This is a genomic window from Mesorhizobium wenxiniae (assembly GCF_002284535.1).
In the GTDB taxonomy this organism is placed as follows: Bacteria; Pseudomonadota; Alphaproteobacteria; order Rhizobiales; family Rhizobiaceae; genus Mesorhizobium; species Mesorhizobium wenxiniae.
In genome coordinates, this window is record NZ_NPKH01000011.1 from 431,277 (window position 1) to 456,995 (window position 25,719).

Genomic DNA, 25,719 nt, shown 5'->3' on the forward strand with positions numbered 1-25,719 from the left:
CTCCATGAACATTCTCGAACGCTATCACGCCATGGACTACGGCCCGGCGCCGGAGGCCCGCTACGAGGCCGACGCGTGGCTCGCCGCGCGCGATTTTTCCAAAGCGCTGTTCATCGACGGCGACTGGAAGGCGGCCGGCGGCGGCAAGACCTTCGACACCAGCGATCCCGCGTCCGGCAAATTGCTGGCCAAGGTCTCGGATGCCGGTGCTGCCGATATCGGTGCGGCGGTTTCGGCCGCCACAAAAGCGCTGCCTAGATGGAGCGCCAGCTCCGGCTACAGCCGAGCCAAAGCGCTCTACGCCATCGGTCGCGCCATGCAGCGCCACCAGCGGCTGTTCGCGGTGCTGGAATCGATCGACAACGGCAAACCGATCCGCGAAAGCCGCGACATCGACGTGCCGCTGGCCATCCGCCATTTCATCCACCATGCCGGCTGGGCGCAGGCGCTGGACAAGGATTTTCCGGATCAGAAGGGCGTCGGCGTCGTCGGCCAGATCATCCCGTGGAATTTCCCGCTCTTGATGCTGGCCTGGAAGATCGCGCCGGCGCTGGCCGCCGGCTGCACCGTGGTGCTCAAGCCGGCCGAGTTCACCCCGCTCACCGCCATCCTGTTCGCCGAGATCTGCGAACGATCAGGCGTGCCGAAGGGCGTCGTCAACATCGTCCACGGCGGGCCGGAGGCGGGTGCGGCAATCGTTAATCATCCCGGCATCCAGAAGATCGCCTTCACCGGCTCGTCCGAGGTCGGCAAGATCATCCGCAAAGCCACTGCCGGGTCGGGCAAGAAATTGTCGCTGGAACTTGGCGGCAAGTCGGCCTTCGTCGTCTTCGAGGACGCCGATCTCGACAGCGCCGTCGAGGGACTGGTCGACGGCATCTGGTTCAACCAGGGCCAGGTCTGCTGTGCCGGCTCGCGCCTTTTGGTGCAGGAAGGCGTCGCCGAAGCCTTCATCGCCAAGGTCAAGACGCGGATGAGCCGGCTGCGCGTCGGCAGCCCGCTCGACAAGAACACCGATATCGGCCCGCTGGTCGACCTGACCCAGCTCCATCGCGTCAAGGGCCTGGTCGCCGAAGGCGCCAAACAGGGCGCCGTCTGCTGGCAGCCGGACGTGGCGCTGCCGACTTCCGGCTATTATCACCTGCCGACGCTGGCGACAGGCGTTTCGCCGGCCAACATCCTGGCGCAGGAGGAGGTGTTCGGCCCGGTGCTGGCGACCATGACCTTCCGCAACACCGAGGAAGCGATCGAGCTCGCCAACAACACGCGCTACGGCCTGGCCGCCTCGGTGTGGAGCGACAATGTCAACCTTGCGCTGCACGTCGCGCCGCAATTGAAGGCCGGCGTCGTCTGGGTCAACGGCACCAACATGTTCGACGCCGCCTGCGGCTTCGGCGGCTACCGCGAGAGCGGTTTTGGCCGCGAAGGCGGGCGCGAGGGCATGTTCGAATATCTCTCGGCAAAACTGCCGCTCGGCCCGGCCATCAAGCCGGCAGTGGCTGCTGCCCAGTCGGTCGAGCGGTCGAATGGCGACACTATCGATCGCACGGCAAAGCTGTTCATCGGCGGCAAGCAGGTCAGGCCGGACGGCAATTATTCGCTTGCCGTCGCCACCGCCAAGGGCAAGCTTGCCGGCGAGGTCGGTCTCGGCAGCCGCAAGGATATCCGCGACGCCGTCGCGGCTGCACGTGCCTGCAAGGGCTGGCCGGAGGCGACCGCCTACAATCGCAGCCAGGTGCTTTACTATCTGGCCGAAAACCTGTCCGGCCGTGCCGACGAGTTTGCGGCGCGTCTCACTGAGCTCACCGGCGCCACCGCCAAGGCGGCGCGCGAAGAGGTCGACCAGTCGATCGAGCGGCTGTTCCTCTATGCCGGCTTGGCCGACAAGTTCGAGGGCCGCGTCCACCAGCCGCCGGCCCGCGCCGTCACTTTGGCACTGCATGAGCCGGTCGGCGTCGTCGGCATCGTGGCACCCGACAATGCGCCCCTGCTCGGCCTGATCTCGCTGGCGGCGCCGGCGCTCGCCATGGGCAACACCGTCGTCGCGGTGCCATCCGAAAAATATCCGCTGCTTACCACCGATCTCTATCAGATCATCGAATATTCCGACGTTCCGGCCGGCGCCATCAACATCGTCACCGGCCGCACCGCCGAGCTCACCGGCGTGCTGGCCAGGCACGACGATGTCGACGGGCTCTGGGTGTTCGCCGATGCCGAGACCTGCGCCAAGACCGAAGCCGACTCTGTCGGCAATCTCAAGCGCGTCTGGACCGGCAACGGCCGCAGCCTCGACTGGGCGTCGACCGAGGCCGCCGGCGATGCCTTCCTGCGCCGTGCCGTCGAGGTCAAGAACGTCTGGGTGCCCTACGGCGACTGAACGGTCGCCATTCGCGCGGCGTCGGACGAGAAGCGTTCGGGCTTGACGACAGAAATGATGTTCTTTACCGAGAAAAAACATTTGCCCCTAAGCGAACAGGAATACAGGCGGCATGGGAGTGCCTATCTGGCACATTGCGCCTTGGCCGCGTGCCGGTAAAACCCTGGCGGCCACAGAGGAGAAAAGCATGGCGGATCTGGCAGGCAAGATCGTTGTCGTCACGGCGGCGGCACAGGGCATCGGCCGGGCGAGCGCGCTGGCTTTCGCCAGGGCGGGCGCTGTTGTCCACGCCACCGACATCAACGAGGTGATGCTCGCCGAACTCGGCAAGACGGCTGGCATCAGGACCCGCAAGCTCGACGTGCTGAACGACGAGGCCGTGACCTCGGCCTTCGCCGAGATCGGCGCCGTCGACGTGCTGTTCAACTGCGCCGGCTTCGTCCATTCGGGCTCGATCCTCGAGATGAAGGACGCCGATCTCGACTTTGCTTTGGATCTCAATGTCCGCTCGATGGTCCGCACCATCCGCGCCGTGCTGCCCGGCATGCTGGAGCGCGGCGACGGCTCGATCATCAACATGGCGTCGTTGGCGGGCTCGACCAAGGGCGTGCCCAACCGCTTCGTCTACGGCCTGACCAAGGCGGCCGTCATCGGCCTGACCAAATCGATTGCCGCCGATTATGTCGGCAAGGGCATTCGCTGCAACGCCATCTGCCCCGGCACGGTCGAAAGCCCGTCGCTGCAGGACCGCATGCATGCGCAGGGCGACTACGAGGCGGCCCGCGCTGCCTTCATCGCCCGCCAGCCGATGGGCCGCCTTGGCACGCCCGAGGAAATCGCCGATCTCGCCGTCTATCTGGCCGGCGCCACCTATACGTCGGGGCAGGCTTATAATATCGACGGTGGCTGGTCGATTTAAGCTCACCTCAATCAAGGAGAGAAATTGTAATGAAACTGCTGCGCTATGGCGAGGCGGGGAGCGAACGCCCCGGCCTGCTCGATGCGGATGGGACGATCCGTGACCTCTCCGCCCATGTCACCGACATTGCCGGCAAGGCGCTCGACCCGGCATCGCTTGAGACATTGTCGAAGCTCGATCCGAAATCGCTGCCGGCGGTTCCCGGCAAGCCGCGGATCGGCGCCTGCGTCGCCGGGACCGGCAAGTTCATCTGCATCGGCCTGAACTATTCCGACCATGCCGCCGAGACCGGCGCCACGGTGCCGCCGGAGCCGATCATCTTCATGAAGGCGAGCTCGGCCATCGTTGGACCGGACGACGACGTGCTGATCCCGCGCGGCTCTGTGAAGACCGATTGGGAGGTCGAGCTAGGCGTGGTTATCGGCAAGACCGCGAAATATGTCACCGAGGCCGAGGCGCTGGACTATGTCGCCGGCTACTGCGTCGCGCACGACGTTTCCGAACGCGCCTTCCAGGCCGAGCGTCAGGGCCAATGGACTAAGGGCAAGTCCTGCGACACCTTCGGGCCGATCGGCCCGTGGCTGGTGACCAAGGACGAAGTGAAAGACCCGCAGAACATCCCGATGTGGCTGAAAGTCAACGGCAAGACGATGCAGAACGGCTCGACCAAGACCATGGTCTATGGCGTCGCCTATCTGGTTTCCTATCTCAGCCAGTTCATGTCGCTGCATCCGGGCGACATCATCTCGACCGGCACGCCGCCCGGCGTCGGCCTCGGCATGAAGCCGCCAGTGTTCCTGAAGCCCGGCGACGTCGTCGAGCTCGGCATCGAAGGGCTGGGCATGCAGAGGCAGACGTTCAAGGCGGACGTATAGGGGTCTTCCTTCTCCCCTTGTGGGAGAAGGAAGATCGGCGCGCAGCGCCGAGACGGATGAGGGGTGCTGGAAGATACGTGGCGAGAACACCGAAGGATTTTAGTCGCTTACGCCTTCAGCGTAGCGATCCTTCCAACACCCCTCATCCGACCGAGCTTCGCTCGGCCACCTTCTCCCACAAGGGGAGAAGGGGAGTCGGCACCAGCTACTTCAACACCTTCCCATCCGCCCCGAACCGGTACGTCTTTGCCGGATCCGGCGTCGCATAAAGCGTGGCTCCCGTTTCGGCGTTGTAGACGCCGAAGATGCGCACGGTGATCAGCCCGGCCTTCTCGCAGTCGAGATAGAGGTTGGTGTCGGCGCCAAGATGCTCGGCATGGACGACCGTGCCTTTCCAGGCGCCAGATTTCGCATCGACCGTCAGGTGCTCTGGACGGACGCCGATGGTCTTGGCCGTCTCGCCAAGCCTGGCGCCGTCGACGAAATTCATCTTTGGTGAGCCGATGAAGCCGGCGACGAATTCATTTGCCGGCGAATTATAAAGCTCCATCGGCCCGCCGATCTGCTCGATTTTTCCGGCGTTGAGCACGACGATCTTGTCGGCCAGCGTCATCGCCTCGACCTGGTCGTGGGTGACATAGATCATCGTCGCCTTCAGCCGGCGGTGCAATTGCGCGATCTCCAGCCTGGTGTTGACGCGCAGTGCTGCATCGAGGTTCGACAAAGGCTCGTCGAACAGGAAAAGCTTGGGCTCGCGCACCACGGCGCGGCCGATGGCGACGCGCTGGCGCTGGCCGCCTGACAGCTCGGCCGGACGCCTCGAGAGATAGGGTTCCAGCGACAGCATCGAGGAGGCGATGCCAATGCGGCGGTCGATCTCGGCCGCCGGCGTGCCCGCCTGCTTGAGGCCGAGGCCCATATTGTTCTTCACCGTCAGGTGCGGGTAGAGCGCGTAGGTCTGGAACACCATGGCGATGCCGCGTTTGGCCGGCGGGGTTGCGGAGACGTCCGCGCCGTCGATGACCACGCGGCCCGAGGTCGAATCCTCCAGCCCGGCGATGACCCTGAGCAGCGTCGACTTGCCACAGCCGGAGGGGCCGACGAAGACGACGAATTCGCCATCGGTCACTTCGAGGTTGATGCCCTTCAGCACCTCGACCGGCCCAAAGGCCTTCTTCACATTCTCGATATTCAGCGAGCCCACGGCTTCGTCCCTGTTCTAGAGTTTGACTGGTCTAGAGTCTGATTGGGGTGCCGCCGCGCACGCTCTCGTCGGCGGCAAGGCAGACGGCGAGCGACTTCACTGCGTCGTCCATATGGCGGGTCAGATCCAGATCCTGGCGGATCGCCTTGAGCAGAAAAGCCTGTTCGCGGTCGCAGAGATCCTGATGGCCGGGTTCGCCCTCCATCGACAGCAGCTCATCCGCTTTGGCGAACTTGCCGTCCGCGCCGGTCGCCGCGCTGTGCAGGCGGATGGTCGAGGTCTTGGTGTGGGTGTCGATGTCGTCGGATTTGACACCCTCTTTCATGACGATCGACACGCAGCCATTGGGCGAGATCACATCCTTCACGAAGAACGCGGTTTCCGAGATCATCGGCCCCCAGCCGGCCTCGTACCAGCCGACCGAACCGTCGTCGAACAGCACCTGCAGATGACCGTAATTATACATCGAGGGCGCAATCTCGTCGGTCAGCCTCAGCCCCATGCCGCGCACCTCGACCGGCCTGGCGTCGGTGATCTGCAGCATCACGTCGAGATAGTGGACGCCGCAATCGACGATCGGCGACGTCGTCTGCATCAACTGCTTGTGCGTCTCCCAGCTATGGCCTGAGGATTGCTGGTTGAGGTTCATGCGGAACACGTAAGGACCACCCAGCTTGCGCGCCTCGGCGATCAGCCTGATCCAGGACGGGTGATGGCGCAGGATGTAGCCGATCACCAGCTTTTTGCCGTTGGCCTTGGCTGCCCCGACCACGCGTTTCGCATCCGCCACTGTCGTCGCCAGCGGCTTTTCGACGAAGACATGGCAGCCCGCCTCGAACGCCTTCACCGCATAGTCGGCATGGCTGTCGGAATAGGTGGCGATGCAGGCGACGTCGGGCCTCTCGTCGCGCAACGCCTCGTCAAAGGAACGCCTGATATCATACGCGGAAAGCCCGGCCGGCAGCGGCACGTCCGAACGGTTGATCATCGCCGCGATCTCAAACCCCGGATTGGTGTGATAGGCCAGCGCATGGCTGCGGCCCATATTGCCAAGCCCGGCAACGACGACGCGAAGAGGTTTTTCGGCGCTCACTTGACCGCTCCCGAAGTAATGCCGCGGATCAGTTGCCGCGAGAAGATGACGTAGAGGATCAGCACCGGCATGATCGCCAGCGACAGTGCGGCCAAGATAGCGTTCCAGTTGGTGACGAACTGGCCGAGAAATAGCTGGGCGCCGAGCGTCACCGTCTTGGTCTCCTCCGACGGCGCCAGGATCAACGGGAACCACAGATCGTTCCAGATCGGGATCATGGTGAAGACCGCGACCGTCGCCATCGATGGCCGGACCAGCGGCAGCACCAGCCGGAAGAAGATGGTGTATTCTGACAGGCCGTCGATGCGCCCGGCATTCTTCAGATCGTCGGACACCTGCTTCATGAATTCCGACAGGATGAAGACGGCGAGTGGCAGGCCTTGCGCCGTATAAACCAGGATCAGCGCCGTCAGCGTGTTGACCAGCCCGCTCGCCACCATCAGCTGCAGGATGGCGACGGTGCCGAGGCGGATCGGGATCATGATGCCGAGCGCCAGGTAGAGTCCCATCAGCGAATTGCCGCGGAAGCGGTATTCCGACAGCGCGAACGCGGCCATCGCGCCGAACAGCAGCACGAAGAACAGCGAAGCGACGGTGACGACAAGGCTGTTCTGGAAATAGTGGATGAAATCGCCCTGGCCGATCACGGTGGTGTAGCCGATGAGGTCGAAGGTTTTCGGGGTCGGCGGCGCCAGCGGCGCGCCGAAGATCGCCGCGCGCGACTTGAACGAATTGACGATGACGATGATCACCGGAAACAGCGCGATCACCGTGTAGGTCAACAGCACCGCATGGGCGCCGATGGTGCGGGGCAGGGAGCTGGTTGCCGTGCTCATGTCTGGCGCCTCAGAACTGGTAGCGACGCAGGCGCGTCTGGACGAGGAACAGGTAGACGCAGACGCCGCCAAGGATGATCAGGAACATCATCGTGGCGATCGCCGCGCCCATATTGGGATCGCCGACCTGCAGCTGGAAACCGAAGAAGGCGCGGTAGAGGAAGGTGCCGAGGATATCGGTCGAATAGTTCGGCCCGGCCAGCGCGCCTTGCGCCGTGTAGATCAGGTCGAAGGCGTTGAAATTGCCGACGAAGGTCAGGATCGAGATGATGCCGATCGACGGCAGGATCAGCGGCAGCTTGATCTTCCAGAACTGAGACATGCCGGTGACGCCGTCGCATTCGGCCGCTTCGATCACCTCGTCGGGAATGGACAGCAATGCCGCATAGATCAGCATCATCGGGATGCCGACGAACTGCCACACGGAGATCAGGCTGAGCGTGGTTAGCGCATATTGCTCCTTGCCCAGCCACGGCGTGAACAGGCTTTTCAGGCCGACAAGATCCATCAGATTCGGCGCCACGCCCCACAGCGGCGACAGGATCAGCTTCCAGGCGAAGCCAACGATGACGAAGGACAGGATCGTGGGGACGAAGATCGCCGTACGGTAGAACGCCGAGAATCTCAGCCTCGGGCTGGACAGCAGCGCCGCCAGAAGCACACCGATCGGGTTCTGCACTACCATGTGGATGATGAAGAACCAGACATTGTTCCTCAGCGCATTCCAGAAGCCCACGGACCAGTTAGGGTCGCCGAACAGCGTGCGGAAGTTGTCCAGCCCGACGAAAAGCTGGGACTGGTTGATGTTGCGGAACAGCGCGAGCTGCAGCGTGCCGGCCAGAGGCAGGATCATGATCGCCGTATAGACCAGCACCGCCGGCGCCAGGAAGACGACGATATGCCAGCGGAACGGTCGTTTCGGTGCTGCGGCCATGCGTTCGGTCCCCGCCGATCAGGTTCTTGCAATTGCCGCCAAGGTGCGCGGCGCATCCCTCCCCCTTGAGGGGAGGGTGCCTCGCGGAGCGAGGCGGGTGGGGTCGGCCAAGGCAGTGCGCCATCGTGGTATCGACCGTGCTTTCCAGCAACGATCAGGTCGCAGCCTGCCTCCACCAACCCCCTCTGTCGCTTTCGGCGACATCTCCCCCTCAAGGGGGGAGATCGCAGCGCTCTGCCTTGGCTCTTACTTCGCCGGCTTGTACCAGCTGTCCAGGCCGTCCTGCAGCTTCTTGGCGGCAGCTTCCGGCGTGACCGTGCCGTTGATGACGTTGGCCGATTCAACCCACGTCTCGTTCTCGAGGTTCGGCGTACCGCGCCCCAGGATCTGGTAGGTCGAACGGATCGTCGGCTTGCACTTGTCGCGCCAGGAAACGAATTCCTGGGCCAGTGGGTCTTCCATCTTCACCGGGGTGTTGTTCAGGCTGAAGAAGCCCGGCAGCGCGTTGGCGTAGATGGTGGCGAAATCCGGCGAGGCGACCCATGTCAGGAAGGTCTTGGCCGCATCCGCGTTCTTCGAGGCCGCATTGAGGCCCATGCCGATGTCGGTATGGTCGGAGATGTAGCAGGTGTCGCCGGCCTTCTGCACCGGCGGCGGGAATGCGCCCATCTTGAACTGAGCCTGGGTGTTGAACAGCGCGATCTCCCAAGAGCCGGCCGGGTAGATGGCGGCACGGCCGAGCGTGAATAGGTTCTGGCTGTCAGGATAGGTCTGCGCCTCGAAGCCGTCGCCGAGATAGGGCTTCCACTTGGCGAGTTCGGCAAACGGCGCTACCCACTGCGGGTCGGTCAGCTTCTGCTCGCCCTTGATCAGCGCCAAACGGCCTTCTTCGCCCTTCCAGTAGTTCGGGCCGATGTTCTGGTAGCCCATGGTCGCGGCTTCCCAGAGATCCTTGGTGCCCATCGCCATCGGGATGTAGGTGCCGTCGGCCTTGATCTTGTCGAGCGCGGCGTAGAACTCCTCGTTCGTCGTCGGCACCTTGATGCCGAGCTGGTCGAAGGCGTCCTTGTTGTAGATGAAGCCGTGGATGACGGAAGCCATCGGCACGCAGAAGCTGGCCTTGCCGTCGTCGGTCTGCCAGGCGGCCTTGGCGACGTCGGAAAAATTCTCCATGCCGGGCAGCGTCGAAATATCGGCGAGGTTGCCCTTCTTGAAGAGTTCCAGGGACTTGTCGAACGGGCGGCAGGTGATCAGGTCGCCCGCCGAGCCGGCGGCGAGCTTGGCGCCGAGCGCGGCGTCATATTCGGTCGGCGCCGAAGGCGCGAACACCACCTTGATGCCCGGGTTCTTGGCCTCAAAAGCCGGGATCAACTTGTCCTTCCAGATGGCGAGGTCGTCGCCGCGCCAGCTTTCGATATTGAGCGTTACGTCTTGGGCATAACCCATTCCGGCGGAGCCGAGAATGCTGGTGCCGAGAAGAAGTGCCGTCAGTAGTTTCGTTGTCATGCTCAGTCTCCCTGTTGACCTTTTTCAGGTTCGGCTTTGAGAACAGAGGCTTTCTGCCCCATGCTCCCCTCGATCGCGGAAAGCGCCGGGCGCAGCTTCTGGCCGGTCCCTTCCAGTATCTTCTCGGCCGCATCGGCGCTGGCGGCGCCGGCGGCGAGCAGAATGGCGGTCTTGACGCCGCCGCCGCTCTCCTCGAGCAGGCGCGCCGCATCGTCCCTGTCGCGCCCGCTGATGGCGGCGACGATGCGTGCGGCGCGGTCGCGCAGCTTGATGTTGTCGGCCATGAGGTTGACCATGTAGCCGTCATGCACATGGCCAAGATGGATGGCGGCCAGCGTCGACAGCATGTTGAGCGCGACCTTCTGGGCAGTGCCGGCGCCCATGCGCGTCGAGCCGGCGATCAGCTCCGGCGGTGTCTCGAGCAATATGGCGATATCGGCCAGCCGAAGCAGCGGCGCATCCTTGTTATTGGCGATGGCGATGGTTGCCGCGCCGCGGCGCCTGGCGTCCTCGATCGCTCTGACCGCATAGGGTGTCGAGCCGCTGGCCGAGACCGCGATCAGGCAGTCGCCGTCGCCGATGCCGGCAGCGGCAACCGCTGCCGAGGCGTCGTCGGTGTCGTCCTCCGGTCCGCCGGCCAGTGTCTTGAAGGCATCGTCGCCACCGGCAATCAGGATGGCGATACGGTCGCGCTGAATGCCGAATGTACCCGGCAGCTCCAGCGCATCGGCCAGCGCCATCAGGCCCGAGCTGCCGGCTGCCGCGTAAGCGAGCTTGCCGCCGTTGTTCAGCCGGCTGGCGATGATTTCGGCTGCTTTGGCGATGGCAGAAATGGCGCCGTGCACCGCCTTGGCGGCCTCGATCTGCGCATTGGCCAAAGAGGAAAGGATGGCGTCCGGGGCCTGGATGTCCAGCCCCTCGGCATTCTGGTGAAGCGCTTCGGTGCGCGTTTCGGCCATCCGCTTTCCTCCAATCCAGAAAACCATACCAAAAAAATACCACTTGTCCACACGCATTAGCGATTTCCCTGCCTCGGAATTGGCTTTCGGGCAAAATACGCAGGTTTTTCAACCAGATGCGGCTTAATCTTTTTGAAACGGAAATTAATCCTTGGCTATTGGTATTTTATTGGTATTATCCGCCGGGAGGAGAAATCGCGTGAATTTCGTGCTTGGCATCGATGGCGGCGGCACCAGCTGCAGGGCGGCCCTTGCAACAGTGGACGGCACCGTCGTCGGCCGCGCCAAGAGTGGTGCGGCCAACATCCGCACCGATCTAACCGGCGCCAGGGCCAACATCGTCGAGGCGGCAAAACAGGCCTTTGTCGCCGCCGGACAAGACCCCGAAATGATCCCGCAAACCCCGGCCATCCTCGGCCTCGCCGGCGCCAATGTCGGCACCTACAGGCAGCAGCTCGAAGCAATCCTGCCGTTCAGCATCAGCCGTGTCGAGACCGACGCCGAGATCGCCCTGGAAGGCGCGGTCGGCTCCGGTGACGGCGCCATGGCCATCCTCGGCACCGGCACCGCCTACATGGCGCGCAGACAAGGCAAGTCGCGCGCCATCGGCGGGTGGGGATTCCAGGTCGGCGACCAGGGCAGCGGCGCCCGCATCGGCCGCGACCTGCTCGAACAGACGCTGCTCGCCTATGACGGCATTCGCCAGGGATCGCGGCTGACACAGGCCATACTCACCATCTTCCGCAACAATCCCGAGGATTTGGTCGAGTTCACCACCAACGCCAAGCCGGGCGATTTCGGCGGCTTCGCGCCCAAGGTCTTCGAGCATGCCGAAAAGGGCGATGTCGTCGCCAACTGGATCCTCGACAAGGCGGTCGCCGATGTCGAGGCCGCACTTGGCGTGCTCGATCTCGGCAGCAACGATCCGCTCTGCTTGCTCGGCGGACTGGCGCCGCTCTATGCACCACGCCTGTCGGCGCGCTACCGGGCGCTGCTGAAGCCGCCGCTCGACGATGCGCTGGGCGGCGCGGTGCAGATGGCGGTTCGTGTCTTCTCGATGACTGCGGAGGGGGCACGATGAGCGAAGCCGCCGACCAGATCTTCGCGACCCTGAAACACTCGGCGCAAAGCGGCGCACCGCTTTATCTGCAGCTCAGGAAGAGCATCGAGGACGCGGTCAATCGCGGCCTGATCGGACCGGGCGACGCGCTGCCTTCCGAGCGCGACATCGCCAGCATGGCGGACATTTCGCGCGTCACCGTGCGCAAGGCGGTTCAGGACCTAGTCAAGGGCGGCATCCTCGTCCAGCGCCACGGCTCCGGCACCTTCGTCGCGCCGCGTATGGAGCGCGTCGAGCAGTCGCTGTCGCGGCTGACGTCCTTCACCGAGGACATGGCGCGGCGCGGCATGGCTGTCCGTTCAGCCTGGCTCGATCGCGGCCTCTATGCGCCCTCGCCGGACGAGATGATGGTGCTTGGCCTGTCGTCGAACGAGCTGGTGGCACGCGTAGCGCGCCTGCGCATCGCCAACGATACGCCGCTGGCGATCGAACGCGCCGCACTGTCGGCCAGCGTGCTGCCGGACCCGGCGGGAATTGGGTCGTCGCTCTATGCGGCGCTGGAAACGACCGGCTTCCGGCCGGTGCGGGCGGTGCAGCGCATCTCCGCGGCCAATCTCGGCGACGACGACGCGCGCCTGCTCGAAGTGCCGCCAGGCATTGCCGGGCTGCACATCGAGCGTATTTCCTATCTGGCGAGCGGCAAGGTTATCGAATTCACCCGCTCCATCTACAGAGGCGACGCCTATGATTTCGTCGCCGAACTCCGGCTGAGCGGGCCGGGCGAAGAGGGCCGGCCATGAGCGCGACGAGCAGCCAAAAGGGTGACACCCATATGCGGCGCGAGATCGAGGAGATCCCGGAGGCCACCGCGCGCCTGCTCGACGGCTCGGCAGCGGTGCTGACGGAGGCCGGGCGCGGCATTCGCGAGCGCGATCCGCAGTTCGTCGTCACCGTGGCGCGCGGCTCCTCCGACCATGCCGCCACCTTCATGAAGTATGCGGTGGAGCTGACCGCCAGCCTCGCCGTCGCTTCGGTCGGCCCATCGATCGCCTCGATCTATGGCGCCAAGCTCAAGCTCGGCGGCTCGGCTTGCCTGGCGATCTCGCAGTCGGGCAAGAGCCCGGACATCGTCGCCATGGCGCAGGCCGCGAGAGCCGGCGGTTCGCTGACCGTCGCCATCACCAACACCGCCGATTCGCCGCTGGCGCGGGCCTCCGATTATGCGATCGACATTCTGGCCGGCCCGGAACGCAGCGTCGCCGCGACGAAGACCTTCGTCAATTCGGCCGTCGCCGGCCTCGCTTTGATGGCGCATAGCACCGGCGACGACAAGTTGCTGGCGGCGCTCGCCCATTTGCCGGAACATTTCCGCAAGGCGATCGCCTGCGACTGGATGGCGCTGGCCAGCGCCCTTGAGACGCCGAAATCGCTGTTCATCCTAGGTCGCGGTCCGTCCGCTGCGATCGCCAATGAAGCAGCGCTTAAGTTCAAGGAAACCTGTGCCATGCACGCCGAGGCCTATAGTGCTGCCGAAGTGATGCATGGCCCGCTGGCACTGGTCGGGCCTGATTTCCCGGTGCTGGCGCTCGCCGCCCGCGATGCTTCCGAGCCGTCGGTTGCCGAGGCCGCCGACAGCCTGGCGGCCAAGGGCGCGGCCGTCTTTGTGACCTCGGACAAGGCGAAAAGCGCTCAGCACCTGCCGCATGTCGCCACCGGCCATCCGCTGACCGACCCGCTGGCGCTGATCGTGTCCTTCTATGGCTTCGTCGAGGCCTTTGCCCGCCATCGCGGCCTCGATCCGGACACGCCGCCCAATCTGCGCAAGGTGACGGAAACCATATGAGCGACCGTTTTGCCCTGACTGGGGCCCGGATCTTCGACGGCGACGACTGGCACGACAATGCCGCGCTTGTCGTGCGTGACGGCCTCGTCGAAGCCATCGTTGCCGTCGGCGCCGTTCCATCCGGTGTCGAGCGTATCGAAACCGGCGGCGGCATGCTTGCGCCGGGCTTCGTCGACCTGCAGGTTAATGGCGGCGGCGGGGTCATGCTCAACGACCATCCTGATGTCGCCTCGATCGAAACCATCTGCCGGGCGCACGCGCCGTTCGGCACGACCGCGCTGTTGCCGACGCTGATCACCGACACGCCTGAGATCACCGCGGCGGCGGTTGCCGCCGGAGCGGAGGCCGGAAAGCAAAAGGTGCCTGGCTTTTTGGGCCTGCATCTCGAAGGCCCGCATTTGTCGATCGCCCGCAAGGGCGCGCATGATCCGGCGCTGATCCGGCCGATGCTGGATTCCGACCAGGCGATGCTGATTGCGACGCGGAAAACTCTGCCGGTACTGTTGACCACGATCGCGCCGGAATCCGTCGACACCGTACGCGTTTCGGCGCTCGCCGAGGCCGGCATCGTCGTCAGCCTCGGCCATTCCGACACCGGCTATGCCAAGGCGCGCGCGTTCGCCGATGCCGGCGCAACAATGGTCACCCATCTGTTTAACGCGATGAGCCAGATCGGCAATCGTGAGCCGGGGTTGGCGGGTGCTGCCATCGATACGGACACGTTGTTTGCCGGCATCATCGCCGACGGCATCCATGTCGATCCCGCCACCATGGCCATCGCGCTGCGCGCCAAGCAGGGTCCGGCAAAAATTTTCCTGGTCACCGACGCCATGGCGACGATCGGCACCGACATGACCTCGTTCACGCTGAACGGCCGCACCGTCTACCGCAAGGACGGCAGCCTGCGGCTTGGCGACGGGACGCTGGCCGGCGCCGATCTCGACATGATCTCCGCCGTGCGCTTCGTCCACCGCATTGTCGGACTGGACCTTTCGGAAGCGCTGCGCATGGCTTCGTTCTATCCGGCGCAGGCGATCGGTCAGTCGCACCGGCTCGGGCGGTTCGCCAACGGCACCGCCGCCGATATCGTTGCGCTGTCGGACGAGTTGGACGTCAGGGGCGTCTGGATAGAAGGCGACAGGGTTTTCGGGGTCGGCGCCAACTGGGTGTAACCTTAACGTCAGCCGGCTTTGGCCGGAGCGTAGAGGTCCTTGTAGGTTTCGCGCAGCAGGTTCTTCTGCACCTTGCCCATCGTGTTGCGCGGCAGTTCGTCGACGAAGATCACCTGCTTCGGGTGCTTGAATTTCGCCAGCCGCCCGGCGATGGCGCCGACGATCTCGGCAGCGGTGATGGTCGAGGCCGGCGTCCGCACCACGATCGCGGTGACGCCCTCGCCGAAATCCGGATGGGCAACGCCGATGACAGCGCTTTCGGCGACGCCGGGCAGCGCGTCGATCTCGCTCTCGACCTCCTTCGGATAGATGTTGTAGCCGCCGGAAATGATCAGATCCTTGCCGCGCCCGACGATGTGGACATAGCCGTCGGCGTCGATCAGGCCGAGATCCCCGGTGATGAAGAAGCCGTCATCACGGAATTCCGCCTTGGTCTTTTCCGGCATGCGCCAATAGCCGCCGAAGACATTGGGGCCCTTCACCTCGATCATGCCGACCTCGCCCTGGGCAAGTGTTTCGCCGCTGTCGGGGTCGGCGATGCGCAGCGCGACGCCGGGTAAGGGGAAGCCGACCGTGCCGGCGCGCCGCTCGCCATCATAGGGGTTCGACGTGTTCATGTTGGTCTCGGTCATGCCGTAGCGCTCGATGATCGAATGGCCGGTGCGCTCGCGCCAGGCCTTGTGCGTCTCGGCCAGCAGCGGCGCCGATCCGGAAACGAACAGGCGGATGTTTTTCGCCGCTTGCCGGTTCAAGCCGTCCTGCTGCAACAGGCGCACATACAAGGTCGGCACGCCCATCAGCGCCGTGGCTCGCGGCAGCAGCGAGACGATGCGGGCCGGGTCGAACCTGGTTTCGAACAGCATCGAGGCGCCGGCCATCAGGATGACGTTGGTGGCGACGAAGAGGCCATGCGTGTGGAAGATCGGCAGCGCGTGGATCAAGACGTCTGCGGCAGTGAAGCGCCACTGGTCGACCAGAACCCGCGCATTCGAGGCGAGGTTCTCATGGCTGAGCATGGCGCCTTTCGAGCGGCCGGTGGTCCCCGACGTGTACAGGATCGCCGCAAGATCGTCCGGCCCGCGCACCACGTCGCAAAAGTCCGAAGACCGCCGCGAGGCCTGATCCATCAGCGAGCCTTCGCCATTGCCACCGAGCGTGACTGCGATAGCGCCCGATCTCTCCGCCAAGGCCCCGATATCGGCTGCCCGTGCCGGATCGCAGACGACCAGCCGCGGCTCGGCATCGCCGAAGAAGTAGTCGAGCTCGGTCAGCGTGTAGGCGGTGTTGAGCGGCAGGAAGACCGTGCCGGCGCGCAGGCAAGCGAGATAGAGGAGAATGGCCTCGGCGCTCTTCTCGACCTGGACGGCGACGCGGTCGCCGGGTTCGACGCCCAATTGCAGAAGCGCATGTGCCAGTTGCGCGGACTGCGCCAGCATATCGCCATAGGAGATCGAGCGCCCGTCATCCGTCTCCATCAACAGACGCTCGGGCGCCGGCATCCCGGCGCGGAAAGCGTCGAACAAATGGTTGGTCATGCATCCCTCCGAGTCTGGGCAGCCGCCGGAAGCGGCGGTGCGGCCGGTCTCGCCGGTTTCGGCAGCAGGCGGCGCACAGCGGGCGCGGCCGCCACATCGTTCCTGGCGGCGTACAGCTCGTGGTTCTTCTCGATATCGTCGAGCTTGTAGCGATAATTGACCATCAGGCCATGCGCCTGACGTAAGGCGCGGGGCGACAGGTCGCCGAAAAGGTCGATGCGCTCCAGCCGCGCGCCATTGCCGAGATGAAACCGGGCGACCGGATCGATCACCTTGCCGGAGGCGGTGCGGGCTTCGAGGAAATACTGTGCCGCAAGAGGAAGCAGGGCCTGGCCCACGCGGTCGCGCATGGCAGCATCCGCGTGCCAACCCTGGTTGGCGACGAGGTCCAGCACTTCGGCGGCGGAGGGGATGGTTTCGGCCTGCTCGGCCAGCCAGCGGGCAAAGCCCGGCACCGGGGACAGTGTGACGAAATCGGTCAGGCCGGGAAGGTCGCGGCGCAGGTCCTCGACCACCTGCTTGATCAGGAAGTTGCCGAACGAGATGCCGCGCAAGCCCTCCTGGCAGTTGGAGATGGAATAGAACACTGCCGTCGTGGCCTGCCGTGGCTGCACCAGCGGCCGCTCGTCGGCAAGCAGCTCGGCGATTGTCGTCGGCATCGCCCGGGTGAGCGCGACCTCGACGAAGATCAGCGGCTCGTCACCGAGCTGTGGATGAAAGAACGCATAGCAGAGCCGGTCGTCGGGTTCGATCCGACGGCGCAGATCGTCCCAGGTGTGGATGGCGTGCACCGCCTCGTAGCGGATGATTTTTTCCAGAATGTTGGCTGGCGTCGACCAGTCGATCCGCCGCAGCACCAGGAAGCCGCGGTTGAACCATGACGACAGGAGGTGCGTGAAGTCGGCATCGACGATGGCGAGATCGGGCGATGTGGGCAGCCGGGCAAGCAGATCCTGGCGCATGCGCACCAGCGTCTCGATGCCGCCGGGCGCCAGGTTCAGGCGGCGCAGAAGCTCCTGTCTTGCCGGTTCGGCGGCATCATGCAGGGTAAGTGCCGAGCGATCGTCGGGCGCGGCGCGATAGGCATCCACCGCGGCGGCAAGCTTGGCATGATCGGTGCCGAAGCGATCGCGCAGCACATGCAGGAAAGCCAGCCTTCCGTCGGCGCCGAGGGTGCGCCAGCGCTCAAGGATTTCCCGGGCATAGGCGACGCCCGATGCCTCGCCCTGGCTGGAAAGCAGACGGGCGCACAGACGCCCCAGGCTGTCGGCCGAGACCGGCTCGTCACCGCGAACGAGGTTCAGCATCATCCGGCCGCGATCGGCGATGGTGTTCAGCAGGTCAGCGAAGAAAGGGCTGCGGTTCATCGATCCGACCGTCGGAGAGGAGCCCTGCGGGAAGGTCCGAAGAGGCATCAGGGTGAGACAGAGAATATGGATGTAGTTTCTGTTATGCCAATAAACTTGCCCAAAAATGGACAAAGACATTTTTGACTGGGGGACCGTATGTCACGAGCACAAGCGCACCGGCGTCGGCCAACGAATTCCTGACCGGCTGACGAGACGACGCGTTCTGGTAATGACGCCGGCAGCGTCAGCGGGCCGCCCGGTCGGCCGCTGTCCTGATCGCCTCGATGTTCCCCCGATAGGCTTCAACGCTGCCGCCCTTGAAGATGGCTGCACCGGCGACCAGCACGCTGGCGCCGGCGGCGGTGACCAAAGGTGCCGTTTGCGGCGAGATGCCGCCGTCGATCTCGATCCGGATCGGCCGATTGCCGATCAGCGCCTTCACCCGCTTCACCTTGTCGACGACTCCCGGAATGAAGGCTTGGCCGCCAAAACCCGGATTGACGGTCATGATCAGGATCAGATCGAGCCGGTCGAGCACATATTCGACCGCCGATTCCGGCGTCGCCGGATTGAGCGACACGCCGGCCTTCTTGCCGAGGTTCCTGATCGTCTGCAGCGAACGGTCGAGATGCGGCCCGGCCTCGGCATGCACTGTCATGCCGTCGCAGCCGGCTTCGGCGAAAGCCCCCAGATAGGGGTCGGCCGGCGCTATCATCAGATGGCAGTCGAAGAAGGCCTTGGTGCGGTTGCGAATCGCCTTGATCACCGGTGGGCCGAAAGTGATGTTGGGCACGAAATGCCCGTCCATGACGTCGAGATGGATCCAGTCGGCGCCGGCCGCCGCCACCGCCTCGACCTCGTCGCCGAGCTTCGAAAAATCCGACGCAAGCACCGATGGCGCGATCAGGGTTTTTTTGCTCATGATCCGGCCTTTCCAGGCGCCCGTGGTTGCGGGCGCATCGTCTGGGTCGACTGCTAGACCATGATCCCGAAAAGGGGAAGCCGGTTGTTCCTGGCGCGATGGCGTCAGATGTCGGCACCAAGACCCCGCCGGATTGCTCCGGCGGGGTCTTGGTGTGCGAATGGTTAGTTAAATATGCTGTTGCGCGCCGGATTCTGCTGTCGAGGAATCCGTTGCTTTTGCTCGGCAGGCACGCCGCCGGGGGCGGAAAGTCGGGCGGATAGAAAGGCGGCAGGTAACCGCCGCCCGGTATCTGCTCGTAATAGCCGGCACGGCCCTCGCAGGGATGCCAGACCTCGACGTCGCCGACATGAGCTTCAACCTCGGGGTCTTCGAAATAGCCGTCGAAGTCGACGAACCATGAGCCGAAGGGCGGGATGTTGGCCGGCCTGACCAGCGCCGTCGGCGTGATCTGCACGCCGTGCATGGCGAGCGGCCCGCCGCCGGCAAGCTGTTCGGCAAGTGCCGGGGGGCGACGGGAGAAACATCCGGCGTTTCCGCGCAAATCAGGGCAAGGCGCGACGTTCCGGCACGTTTTTCCCTGATCGAATTGTCTGCTTTCCTCATAATCACGATACGTCGGCTCTTATGGTGGGTCAACGGAATCGGCGGAAGCCCAGCGCGTCGAGCCGATCCCGGAAGCGGTGGTCGCACCGAGTTCCCGGAAACCGCGGAGCCTCTGGATTTCCAGTCATGGGCCTTTCCTTTTCCGGGCCGCACCACGCGGCGCATCTGGGTGTCAGTCGCGAACCGACGCGGAAAGGTTCATGGGAGCCATGGCCGGAGAACCCCGGCCGGGCCAAGAAAAGGATGTTGGATGCCTTGCGCAGAATGCTTGCGCGCCGCGCAGCCTGTTCTTATATACGCGCCAAGCCGTTCGGCGCGCCGGAATGCCGGTTGCCGAAGCGGAATTTCTTGTGAACAGGGGCTTTCGTCGGAACGCCTGTACGGGTCCTGAGAGCCTGCTTAGCGGAGAGATTAGAAAAATGGCAAAAGTAATCGGTATCGATCTGGGGACCACCAACTCCTGCGTCGCCATCATGGACGGCAAGGAATCGAAGGTCATCGAGAATGCGGAAGGCGCGCGCACGACCCCTTCCATCGTCGCCATCAACAGCGACGGCGAGCGCCTCGTCGGCCAGCCGGCCAAGCGCCAGGCGGTCACCAATCCCGAAAACACAATCTTCGCGGTCAAGCGACTGATCGGCCGTCGCTATGACGATCCGGTGACGGAAAAGGACAAGAAGCTTGTCCCCTACAAGATCGTCAAGGGCGACAATGGCGACGCCTGGGTCGAGGCCGGCGGCAAGAAGCAGTCGCCCAGCCAGATCTCGGCAATGATCCTGCAGAAGATGAAGGAAACGGCGGAAGCCTATCTCGGCGAGAAGGTCGAGAAGGCGGTCATCACCGTTCCGGCCTATTTCAACGATGCCCAGCGCCAGGCCACCAAGGATGCCGGCAAGATCGCCGGCCTGGAAGTGCTGCGCATCATCAACGAGCCAACCGCGGCCGCACTTGCCTACGGCCTCGACAAGAAGGAAGGCAAGACTATTGCCGTCTATGACCTTGGCGGCGGTACGTTCGACATTTCGGTGCTCGAAATCGGCGACGGCGTCTTCGAGGTGAAGTCGACCAATGGCGACACCTTCCTCGGCGGCGAGGATTTCGACATGCGTCTGGTCGAGTATCTGGCGGCCGAGTTCAAGAAGGAACAGGGCATCGATCTGCGGAGCGACAAGCTCGCCCTTCAGCGCCTCAAGGAAGCGGCCGAAAAGGCCAAGATCGAGCTGTCGTCGACGACGCAGACCGAGATCAACCTGCCCTTCATCACTGCCGATGCCACCGGTCCCAAGCACCTGACGCTGAAGCTGACGCGTGCGAAGTTCGAGAGCCTGGTCGAGGATCTCGTCCAGCGCACGATCGATCCCTGCAAGGCGGCGCTCAAGGATGCCGGCCTCAAGGCCGGCGAAATCGACGAGGTCGTCCTGGTCGGCGGCATGACCCGCATGCCCAAGATCCAGGAGATCGTAAAGCAGTTCTTCGGCAAGGAGCCGCACAAGGGCGTCAATCCGGATGAGGTCGTCGCATTGGGCGCCGCCATCCAGGCCGGCGTGCTGCAGGGCGACGTCAAGGACGTGCTGCTGCTCGACGTGACGCCGCTGTCGCTTGGCATCGAGACGCTGGGTGGCGTGTTCACGCGGCTGATTGAACGCAACACGACGATCCCGACGAAGAAAAGCCAGGTGTTCTCGACGGCCGAGGATTCACAGTCGGCCGTGACCATCCGCGTCTTCCAGGGCGAGCGTGAAATGGCCGCCGACAACAAGGCGCTCGGCCAGTTCGACCTGGTCGGCATTCCGCCGGCGCCGCGTGGCGTGCCGCAGATCGAGGTCACTTTCGACATCGACGCCAACGGCATCGTCAATGTCTCGGCCAAGGACAAGGGCACCGGCAAGGAGCACCAGATCCGCATCCAGGCGTCTGGCGGCCTTTCGGACGCCGACATCGAGAAGATGGTGAAGGACGCCGAAGCCAATGCCGAGGCCGATAAGAAGCGGCGCGCGCTGGTCGAGGCCCGCAACCAGGCCGAGGCGCTGGTGCATTCCTCGGAGAAGTCGCTGAAGGAGTATGGCGAGAAGGTTTCCGAGGCCGACCGCACGGCGATCGCCGATGCGATCGCGGCGCTGAAGACCGCTGCCGAAGGCGACGACGCGACCGAGATCGAAGCCAAGACGCAGGCGCTCGCCGAAACCTCGATGAAGCTCGGCCAGGCCATGTACGAAGCTTCGCAGAAGGAAGCCGCGGAGGCTGACGCCAAGGCGGATGCCGCCAAGGACAGCGACGTGGTGGATGCCGATTTCGAGGAAATCAACGAGGACGACGACAAGAAGAAGTCGGCCTGAGCGGCCTGACGGCAGATTATCGCAGGAGGCCCGGCGCAAAGCCGGGCTTTTTTGCAACTCTGGCCGAAAAAGTGCGGGCTTGATCGGAAAAATGCGAGCAAGCTCGCGTCGACACTGGCATCCAGGCGCCATCGCACCTAAATCGGAACAGCGTGCCGGCAACGACGCAACAAGGCTTCAAGACGTTGAATATCCGGACTGCAGGAAAAGATGAAAGCTGATTTCTACGAAACGTTGGGTGTGCAAAAGGGGGCCGACGAGAAGGAGCTCAAGAGCGCTTTCCGCAAGCTCGCCATGCAGTTCCATCCCGATCGCAATCCCGGCGACCATTCCTGCGAGCACAAGTTCAAGGAAATCAACGAAGCCTACGAGACGCTGAAGGACCCGCAGAAACGCGCGGCCTACGACCGTTTCGGCCACGCCGCCTTTGAACAGGGCGGCATGAACGGCGGCGCACACGGCTTCGGCGCCGGCGGCTTCGCCGACATCTTCGAGGATATTTTCGGCGACATGATGGGCGGGCGCCAGCGCCGCTCCTCAGGTGGCCGCGAGCGCGGCGCCGACCTGCGCTACAATATGGAAATCACGCTGGAGGAGGCGTTTACCGGCAAGACCGCACAGATTCACGTGCCGGCCTCGATCTCCTGCACGGAATGCTCCGGCAGCGGCGCCAAGCCCGGCACCCAGCCCGTCACCTGCTCGATGTGCAATGGCCACGGCAAGGTACGCGCCACGCAAGGGTTCTTCTCGATCGAGCGCACCTGCCCGCAATGTCAGGGGCGTGGCCAGACCATCAAGGAGCCGTGCCCGAAATGCGCCGGCCAGGGCCGCGTCACCGAGGAGCGCTCGCTGTCGGTCAACATCCCGGCCGGTATCGAGGACGGCACCCGCATCCGCCTTGCCAATGAGGGCGAGGCCGGCCTGCGCGGCGGCCCGTCGGGCGACCTCTATATTTTCCTGGCGGTCAAGCCGCACGAATTCTTCCAGCGCGACGGCGCCGATCTCTACTGCAAGGTGCCGATCTCGATGACGACGGCAGCACTTGGCGGCTCCTTCGAGGTGGCGACGCTGGACGGCACCCAGACGAAAGTGAAAGTGCCGGAAGGCACCCAGAACGGCCGCCAGTTCCGCCTCAAGGGCAAAGGCATGCCGGTGCTGCGCCAGCACAATATCGGCGACCTCTATATCCAGACCGCAGTCGAGACGCCGCAAAACCTTTCCCGCCGCCAGCGCGAGTTGCTGGAGGAGTTCGAGCAGGTTTCCTCGAAGGATAATTCGCCGCAGTCGAGCGGCTTTTTCGCCCGCATGAAGGACTTTTTCGAAACCTTCGGCGAGCGCTGATTCCTATTCTCGCCAATCCGGTGTAGAGTGCAATCAAGGCGAGGCTTCCCTAGCGTCATCAACATCTTATACCGGCGTCCGCCTTGCCTTGAACCCCGTAGCTGCTAAGTAGCCTCTCGGGGGAGCGTTCAGGAGAACTTGCATGGCACATGGTCCCGGACTGCGAAAGGCGCTGGCGGAAAAGTTCGACGACGAACTGACGTTTTTCAAAGGCTGGATCGACAAGCCGAAGGCGGTCGGTTCGATCGTGCCGACCAGTTCCACCACGGCCCGCAAGATGGCCTCCGTCGTCAACCCGAACTCGGGCCTGCCGGTGCTCGAAGTCGGGCCTGGCACCGGCGTCATCACCCGAGCCATCCTCGCCCAGGGCGTAAAGCCTGAAAATCTCTACGCAGTCGAATACTCGCCCGATTTCGTGCGCCATCTGCGCCAGCTCTATCCCGGCGTCAACGTCATCGAGGGCGACGCCTTCAATCTCGATGCGACACTCGGCGACAAGAGCGGCCTGACCTTCGATTCGGTCGTCTCCGGCGTGCCATTGCTCAATTTCCCGGTCGCCCAGCGCATCGCCTATGTCGAAAGCCTTCTGGACCGCATCCCGACAGGCCGCCCGATCGTGCAGCTGACCTACGGCCCGCTGTCGCCGATCCCGCCTGGCCGCGGCGACTACACGGTCGAGCATTTTCATTTCGTCATCCGCAACATCCCGCCAACGCAGCTGTGGATCTACCGGCGCGCGGCGCATTGATCAGTATTTGGTATTTGGGACGTGCCTGGCCTATACCTGTCGGCTGACAATGGGGGCCAATGGCAGTGATCCCGAAAATTCTCGTCTTCGCCGGCTCGATTCGCGCTGGCGCCTACAGCGGCAGGACCGCCGATGTGGCGCAGAAGGAACTCGCTCTGCAGGGTGCCGAGGTAACCCGCATCTCGCTTGCCGACTATCCGCTGCCGATTCTCGACGAGGATTTGGAAAAGGAGAAAGGCATTCCTGAAAACGCCATCAAGCTTGCCCGGCAGATCGCCGCCCATGACGGGCTGCTGATCGCGACGCCCGAATATAACGGCTCGATCCCGCCGCTGCTCAAGAACGCCATCGATTGGGTGAGCCGCGTGCGAATGGATGGCGGGCGGTCGTTCAGGCCGTTCACCGGCAAGCCCGCCGGCCTTTGTTCGTCTTCCAAAGGACATTTCGCCGGGGTACGCTGCATCAACCATCTGCGCGCCGTGCTGGTGCGCTGCAAGATGGAGGTGGTGACGCCGGAATGCTCGGTGCCGGAGGGCGGCAACGCCTTCGACGAGGACGGAAATTTCAGGGACGAGAGACTGCACAGATCGATGGAGCACCTATGCCGCACGCTGATCGAAACCTCGCGCATGCTGTCGACGCGGATCGAGGCCTGATCCAGGAGCGCGCCAGCACCATGCAAGACAGGCTGATCGTCGGCCTCGACGTGCCGACGCTGAAGGACGCCGAGAAGGCGGTGCGTGAGCTCGACGGGATCGTCTCCTTCTACAAGATCGGCTACCAGCTCGCCTTCGCCGGTGGCCTCGATTTCGCCCGCGAGCTCGCCAGCGGCGGCACCAGGATCTTCCTCGACATGAAGCTGCTCGACATCGACAACACGGTAGCCAAGGGTGTCGAGGCCATTGCCAGGATGGGCATGACCATGCTGACGCTGCACGCCTATCCGAAGACGATGAAGGCAGCGGTCGAGGCCGCCAGGGGCAGCGATCTTTGCCTGCTTGGCGTCACCGTGCTGACCTCGATGGACGAGCAGGACGTGATCGATGCCGGCTATGAACATGACCCGCATACGCTGGTGCTGAGGCGCTCCGAACAGGCGCTGCATGCCGGCATGGGCGGCATCGTCTGCTCGGCCGAGGAAGCGGAAGCGGTGCGCCGGATCGTCGGGCCCAACATGGCCGTCGTCACGCCGGGAATACGGCCCAAGGGCAGCGACCATGGCGACCAGAAGCGCGTGGTGACGCCGGCGCAGGCGATCCGCAACGGCTCCAGCCATCTCGTCGTCGGCCGGCCGATCGTCGGCGCCGCCGACAGGCGAGCGGTCGCGGAAGCGATCCTTGACGAAATGCGCTCGGCCTAACAATTCGGAGAAGAAGCATGCCCAAGGGATACTGGATCGCCCGCGTCGATGTGCGCGATGCGGAAGGCTACAAGGACTATGTCACTGCCGCCAAACCGGCTTTCGATCGCTTCGGCGCCGTTTTCCTGGCACGAGGCGGTGCGCATGAAAAGGCGGAAGGGCCGGGCCGCGACCGCAACGTAATCATCGAGTTTCCGTCTTTGGCTGCGGCGCACGATTGCTATCACTCGCCGGAGTATCAACGCGCCGTGACGATCCGCCAGAAAGTAGCCGACGGCGAGATCGTGCTGGTCGAAGGGGTTTAGTTCGACCGCCGTGGCGCGCGTGGTCTCATCGGAAATGCAGGCGAGCATGCACCTGCAGCGATCAAACCGAATGCAGGATGTAAAGCTTGCGCGTTTTCTCGTGGATGGTCCATTCGCCCTGCCAGCCAAGCGGCAGAACAAGCAATTCGCCGGGTCCGACATTTTTGGCCGCGCCCTCGGGACCGTGCAGCGTCACGCGGCCCGAGACGATGTGGCAGATCTCGGAATTCGTGTCGCGGCGCGCGGTGAACCGGCCCTGCGAACATTCCCAGACACCGACTTCGATCTTGCCATCGTCCGAAGCCCAGAGGGTGTTGGCTGCTTCCAGCTGATCGCCTTCCACCGAGGTGGGTTTCGGCTGGGGCTCACCGAGGTCGATATGCGCAAGGTGGGCGAAGGTCTTGAAGTCGATCATGCTGTATTTCCTCGAGGTGATGCG

At 64.0% G+C, this 25,719-nt stretch carries 23 protein-coding genes and 1 pseudogene; 13 read left to right on the top strand and 11 right to left on the bottom strand.

The features are described from left to right. The first annotated feature begins 4 nt into the window (after nucleotides 1-4). The 3 genes from CIT31_RS04510 (at nucleotide 5) to CIT31_RS04520 (ending at nucleotide 4,171) form a co-directional block, all read left to right on the top strand. Nucleotides 5-2,377 carry an aldehyde dehydrogenase family protein gene (locus CIT31_RS04510; RefSeq protein WP_095517593.1) on the top strand — a complete coding sequence of 791 codons (2,373 nt, stop codon included), beginning with the start codon at nucleotides 5-7 and terminating at the stop codon, nucleotides 2,375-2,377. Nucleotides 2,378-2,564: 187 nt separating this feature from the next. Beyond that, the gene (locus CIT31_RS04515) at nucleotides 2,565-3,296 is read left to right on the top strand and encodes an SDR family oxidoreductase (protein ID WP_095517730.1); all 732 of its coding nucleotides are present in this window, start codon (nucleotides 2,565-2,567) and stop codon (nucleotides 3,294-3,296) included. A gap of 29 nt (nucleotides 3,297-3,325) precedes the next feature. Beyond that, complete coding sequence (locus CIT31_RS04520; protein ID WP_095517594.1) at nucleotides 3,326-4,171, top strand: fumarylacetoacetate hydrolase family protein; 846 nt, start codon at nucleotides 3,326-3,328, stop codon at nucleotides 4,169-4,171. Between the two features lie 205 nt (nucleotides 4,172-4,376). Here the strand turns inward: CIT31_RS04520 and CIT31_RS04525 are convergent, their stop codons facing one another. The 6 genes from CIT31_RS04525 to CIT31_RS04550 all read right to left on the bottom strand — a co-directional run bounded on the left by CIT31_RS04525 (nucleotide 4,377) and on the right by CIT31_RS04550 (nucleotide 10,703). Next, nucleotides 4,377-5,375 carry an ABC transporter ATP-binding protein gene (locus tag CIT31_RS04525; RefSeq protein ID WP_095517595.1) on the bottom strand — a complete coding sequence of 333 codons (999 nt, stop codon included), beginning with the start codon at nucleotides 5,373-5,375 and terminating at the stop codon, nucleotides 4,377-4,379. A 31-nt stretch (nucleotides 5,376-5,406) separates the two neighbouring features. Further along, the gene (locus CIT31_RS04530) at nucleotides 5,407-6,468 is read right to left on the bottom strand and encodes a Gfo/Idh/MocA family oxidoreductase (protein WP_095517596.1); all 1,062 of its coding nucleotides are present in this window, start codon (nucleotides 6,466-6,468) and stop codon (nucleotides 5,407-5,409) included. Then, nucleotides 6,465-7,304 (bottom strand): carbohydrate ABC transporter permease, encoded by an 840-nt coding sequence (locus CIT31_RS04535; protein ID WP_065009951.1) that lies wholly within the window; start codon nucleotides 7,302-7,304, stop codon nucleotides 6,465-6,467. Before CIT31_RS04535 ends, CIT31_RS04530 begins: the two co-directional genes overlap by 4 nt. Before the next feature lie 10 nt (nucleotides 7,305-7,314). Next, a complete protein-coding gene (locus CIT31_RS04540) occupies nucleotides 7,315-8,238 on the bottom strand; it encodes a carbohydrate ABC transporter permease (protein ID WP_095517597.1) in 924 nt (307 codons plus the stop codon). A gap of 246 nt (nucleotides 8,239-8,484) precedes the next feature. Next, entirely contained in the window at nucleotides 8,485-9,744 is a 1,260-nt protein-coding gene (locus CIT31_RS04545) for an ABC transporter substrate-binding protein (RefSeq protein ID WP_095517598.1), read from the bottom strand. Nucleotides 9,745-9,746: 2 nt separating this feature from the next. Further along, nucleotides 9,747-10,703 (bottom strand): N-acetylmuramic acid 6-phosphate etherase, encoded by a 957-nt coding sequence (locus tag CIT31_RS04550; RefSeq protein WP_095517731.1) that lies wholly within the window; start codon nucleotides 10,701-10,703, stop codon nucleotides 9,747-9,749. Nucleotides 10,704-10,902: 199 nt separating this feature from the next. Here CIT31_RS04550 and CIT31_RS04555 point away from each other — a divergent pair, with 199 nt between their 5' ends. From CIT31_RS04555 to nagA, 4 genes are read left to right on the top strand one after another with little or no spacing between them, the layout of a single operon-like run. Beyond that, nucleotides 10,903-11,784, top strand: coding sequence for a glucosamine kinase nucleotide-binding domain-containing protein (locus CIT31_RS04555; protein WP_095517599.1), 882 nt, complete (start codon nucleotides 10,903-10,905; stop codon nucleotides 11,782-11,784). Then, nucleotides 11,781-12,563, top strand: coding sequence for a GntR family transcriptional regulator (locus tag CIT31_RS04560; protein WP_095517600.1), 783 nt, complete (start codon nucleotides 11,781-11,783; stop codon nucleotides 12,561-12,563). The genes CIT31_RS04555 and CIT31_RS04560 overlap by 4 nt, the downstream gene beginning before the upstream one ends. Nucleotides 12,564-12,595: 32 nt before the next feature. Then, nucleotides 12,596-13,606: an SIS domain-containing protein gene (locus CIT31_RS04565; RefSeq protein WP_425350563.1), complete on the top strand. Its 1,011-nt coding sequence runs from the start codon at nucleotides 12,596-12,598 to the stop codon at nucleotides 13,604-13,606. After that, complete coding sequence (gene nagA, locus CIT31_RS04570) at nucleotides 13,603-14,778, top strand: N-acetylglucosamine-6-phosphate deacetylase (protein ID WP_095517602.1); 1,176 nt, start codon at nucleotides 13,603-13,605, stop codon at nucleotides 14,776-14,778. Before CIT31_RS04565 ends, nagA begins: the two co-directional genes overlap by 4 nt. Nucleotides 14,779-14,786: 8 nt before the next feature. On the opposite strand, the gene CIT31_RS04575 is transcribed toward nagA, so the two are convergent. The 4 genes and pseudogenes from CIT31_RS04575 to CIT31_RS34920 all read right to left on the bottom strand — a co-directional run. After that, a complete protein-coding gene (locus CIT31_RS04575; RefSeq protein ID WP_095517603.1) occupies nucleotides 14,787-16,313 on the bottom strand; it encodes a malonate--CoA ligase in 1,527 nt (508 codons plus the stop codon). Beyond that, nucleotides 16,310-17,680 (bottom strand): malonyl-CoA decarboxylase, encoded by a 1,371-nt coding sequence (locus CIT31_RS04580; protein WP_095517604.1) that lies wholly within the window; start codon nucleotides 17,678-17,680, stop codon nucleotides 16,310-16,312. The genes CIT31_RS04575 and CIT31_RS04580 overlap by 4 nt, the downstream gene beginning before the upstream one ends. Nucleotides 17,681-17,906: 226 nt before the next feature. Next, nucleotides 17,907-18,584, bottom strand: coding sequence for a ribulose-phosphate 3-epimerase (gene rpe / locus CIT31_RS04585; protein ID WP_095517605.1), 678 nt, complete (start codon nucleotides 18,582-18,584; stop codon nucleotides 17,907-17,909). 223 nt (nucleotides 18,585-18,807) lie between these two features. Continuing rightward, nucleotides 18,808-19,101, bottom strand: a pseudogene (locus CIT31_RS34920) (hypothetical protein); the annotation flags it as partial. Nucleotides 19,102-19,609: 508 nt separating this feature from the next. Here CIT31_RS34920 and dnaK point away from each other — a divergent pair. The 6 genes from dnaK to CIT31_RS04625 all read left to right on the top strand — a co-directional run bounded on the left by dnaK (nucleotide 19,610) and on the right by CIT31_RS04625 (nucleotide 25,280). Next, nucleotides 19,610-21,526 (top strand): molecular chaperone DnaK, encoded by a 1,917-nt coding sequence (gene dnaK / locus CIT31_RS04600; protein WP_065006542.1) that lies wholly within the window; start codon nucleotides 19,610-19,612, stop codon nucleotides 21,524-21,526. A 210-nt stretch (nucleotides 21,527-21,736) separates the two neighbouring features. Continuing rightward, the gene (dnaJ, locus tag CIT31_RS04605; protein WP_095517607.1) at nucleotides 21,737-22,867 is read left to right on the top strand and encodes a molecular chaperone DnaJ; all 1,131 of its coding nucleotides are present in this window, start codon (nucleotides 21,737-21,739) and stop codon (nucleotides 22,865-22,867) included. Nucleotides 22,868-23,009: 142 nt separating this feature from the next. Then, the gene (gene pmtA, locus CIT31_RS04610) at nucleotides 23,010-23,615 is read left to right on the top strand and encodes a phospholipid N-methyltransferase PmtA (RefSeq protein WP_095517608.1); all 606 of its coding nucleotides are present in this window, start codon (nucleotides 23,010-23,012) and stop codon (nucleotides 23,613-23,615) included. Between the two features lie 59 nt (nucleotides 23,616-23,674). Beyond that, nucleotides 23,675-24,271, top strand: coding sequence for an NADPH-dependent FMN reductase (locus CIT31_RS04615; RefSeq protein ID WP_029347838.1), 597 nt, complete (start codon nucleotides 23,675-23,677; stop codon nucleotides 24,269-24,271). A 20-nt stretch (nucleotides 24,272-24,291) separates the two neighbouring features. Next, a complete protein-coding gene (pyrF, locus tag CIT31_RS04620; protein WP_095517732.1) occupies nucleotides 24,292-24,975 on the top strand; it encodes an orotidine-5'-phosphate decarboxylase in 684 nt (227 codons plus the stop codon). Nucleotides 24,976-24,992: 17 nt separating this feature from the next. Next, nucleotides 24,993-25,280 carry a DUF1330 domain-containing protein gene (locus CIT31_RS04625; protein ID WP_029347841.1) on the top strand — a complete coding sequence of 96 codons (288 nt, stop codon included), beginning with the start codon at nucleotides 24,993-24,995 and terminating at the stop codon, nucleotides 25,278-25,280. 61 nt (nucleotides 25,281-25,341) lie between these two features. On the opposite strand, the gene CIT31_RS04630 is transcribed toward CIT31_RS04625, so the two are convergent. Further along, a complete protein-coding gene (locus CIT31_RS04630; RefSeq protein WP_095517609.1) occupies nucleotides 25,342-25,695 on the bottom strand; it encodes a cupin domain-containing protein in 354 nt (117 codons plus the stop codon). Nucleotides 25,696-25,719: the final 24 nt, after the last annotated feature.

Excerpts from the sequence above, each read along its gene's own strand:
- CIT31_RS04510 (WP_095517593.1), top strand. The coding sequence starts at position 5 with ATGAACATTCTCGAACGCTATCACGCCATGGACTACGGCCCGGCGCCG.
- CIT31_RS04515 (WP_095517730.1), top strand. The coding sequence starts at position 2,565 with ATGGCGGATCTGGCAGGCAAGATCGTTGTCGTCACGGCGGCGGCACAG.
- CIT31_RS04520 (WP_095517594.1), top strand. The coding sequence starts at position 3,326 with ATGAAACTGCTGCGCTATGGCGAGGCGGGGAGCGAACGCCCCGGCCTG.
- CIT31_RS04535 (WP_065009951.1), bottom strand. The coding sequence starts at position 7,304 with ATGAGCACGGCAACCAGCTCCCTGCCCCGCACCATCGGCGCCCATGCG.
- CIT31_RS04540 (WP_095517597.1), bottom strand. The coding sequence starts at position 8,238 with ATGGCCGCAGCACCGAAACGACCGTTCCGCTGGCATATCGTCGTCTTC.
- CIT31_RS04545 (WP_095517598.1), bottom strand. The coding sequence starts at position 9,744 with ATGACAACGAAACTACTGACGGCACTTCTTCTCGGCACCAGCATTCTC.
- CIT31_RS04550 (WP_095517731.1), bottom strand. The coding sequence starts at position 10,703 with ATGGCCGAAACGCGCACCGAAGCGCTTCACCAGAATGCCGAGGGGCTG.
- CIT31_RS04560 (WP_095517600.1), top strand. The coding sequence starts at position 11,781 with ATGAGCGAAGCCGCCGACCAGATCTTCGCGACCCTGAAACACTCGGCG.
- CIT31_RS04565 (WP_425350563.1), top strand. The coding sequence starts at position 12,596 with ATGCGGCGCGAGATCGAGGAGATCCCGGAGGCCACCGCGCGCCTGCTC.
- nagA (WP_095517602.1), top strand. The coding sequence starts at position 13,603 with ATGAGCGACCGTTTTGCCCTGACTGGGGCCCGGATCTTCGACGGCGAC.
- CIT31_RS04575 (WP_095517603.1), bottom strand. The coding sequence starts at position 16,313 with ATGACCAACCATTTGTTCGACGCTTTCCGCGCCGGGATGCCGGCGCCC.
- CIT31_RS04580 (WP_095517604.1), bottom strand. The coding sequence starts at position 17,680 with ATGAACCGCAGCCCTTTCTTCGCTGACCTGCTGAACACCATCGCCGAT.
- rpe (WP_095517605.1), bottom strand. The coding sequence starts at position 18,584 with ATGAGCAAAAAAACCCTGATCGCGCCATCGGTGCTTGCGTCGGATTTT.
- dnaK (WP_065006542.1), top strand. The coding sequence starts at position 19,610 with ATGGCAAAAGTAATCGGTATCGATCTGGGGACCACCAACTCCTGCGTC.
- dnaJ (WP_095517607.1), top strand. The coding sequence starts at position 21,737 with ATGAAAGCTGATTTCTACGAAACGTTGGGTGTGCAAAAGGGGGCCGAC.
- pmtA (WP_095517608.1), top strand. The coding sequence starts at position 23,010 with ATGGCACATGGTCCCGGACTGCGAAAGGCGCTGGCGGAAAAGTTCGAC.
- CIT31_RS04615 (WP_029347838.1), top strand. The coding sequence starts at position 23,675 with ATGGCAGTGATCCCGAAAATTCTCGTCTTCGCCGGCTCGATTCGCGCT.
- pyrF (WP_095517732.1), top strand. The coding sequence starts at position 24,292 with ATGCAAGACAGGCTGATCGTCGGCCTCGACGTGCCGACGCTGAAGGAC.
- CIT31_RS04625 (WP_029347841.1), top strand. The coding sequence starts at position 24,993 with ATGCCCAAGGGATACTGGATCGCCCGCGTCGATGTGCGCGATGCGGAA.
- CIT31_RS04630 (WP_095517609.1), bottom strand. The coding sequence starts at position 25,695 with ATGATCGACTTCAAGACCTTCGCCCACCTTGCGCATATCGACCTCGGT.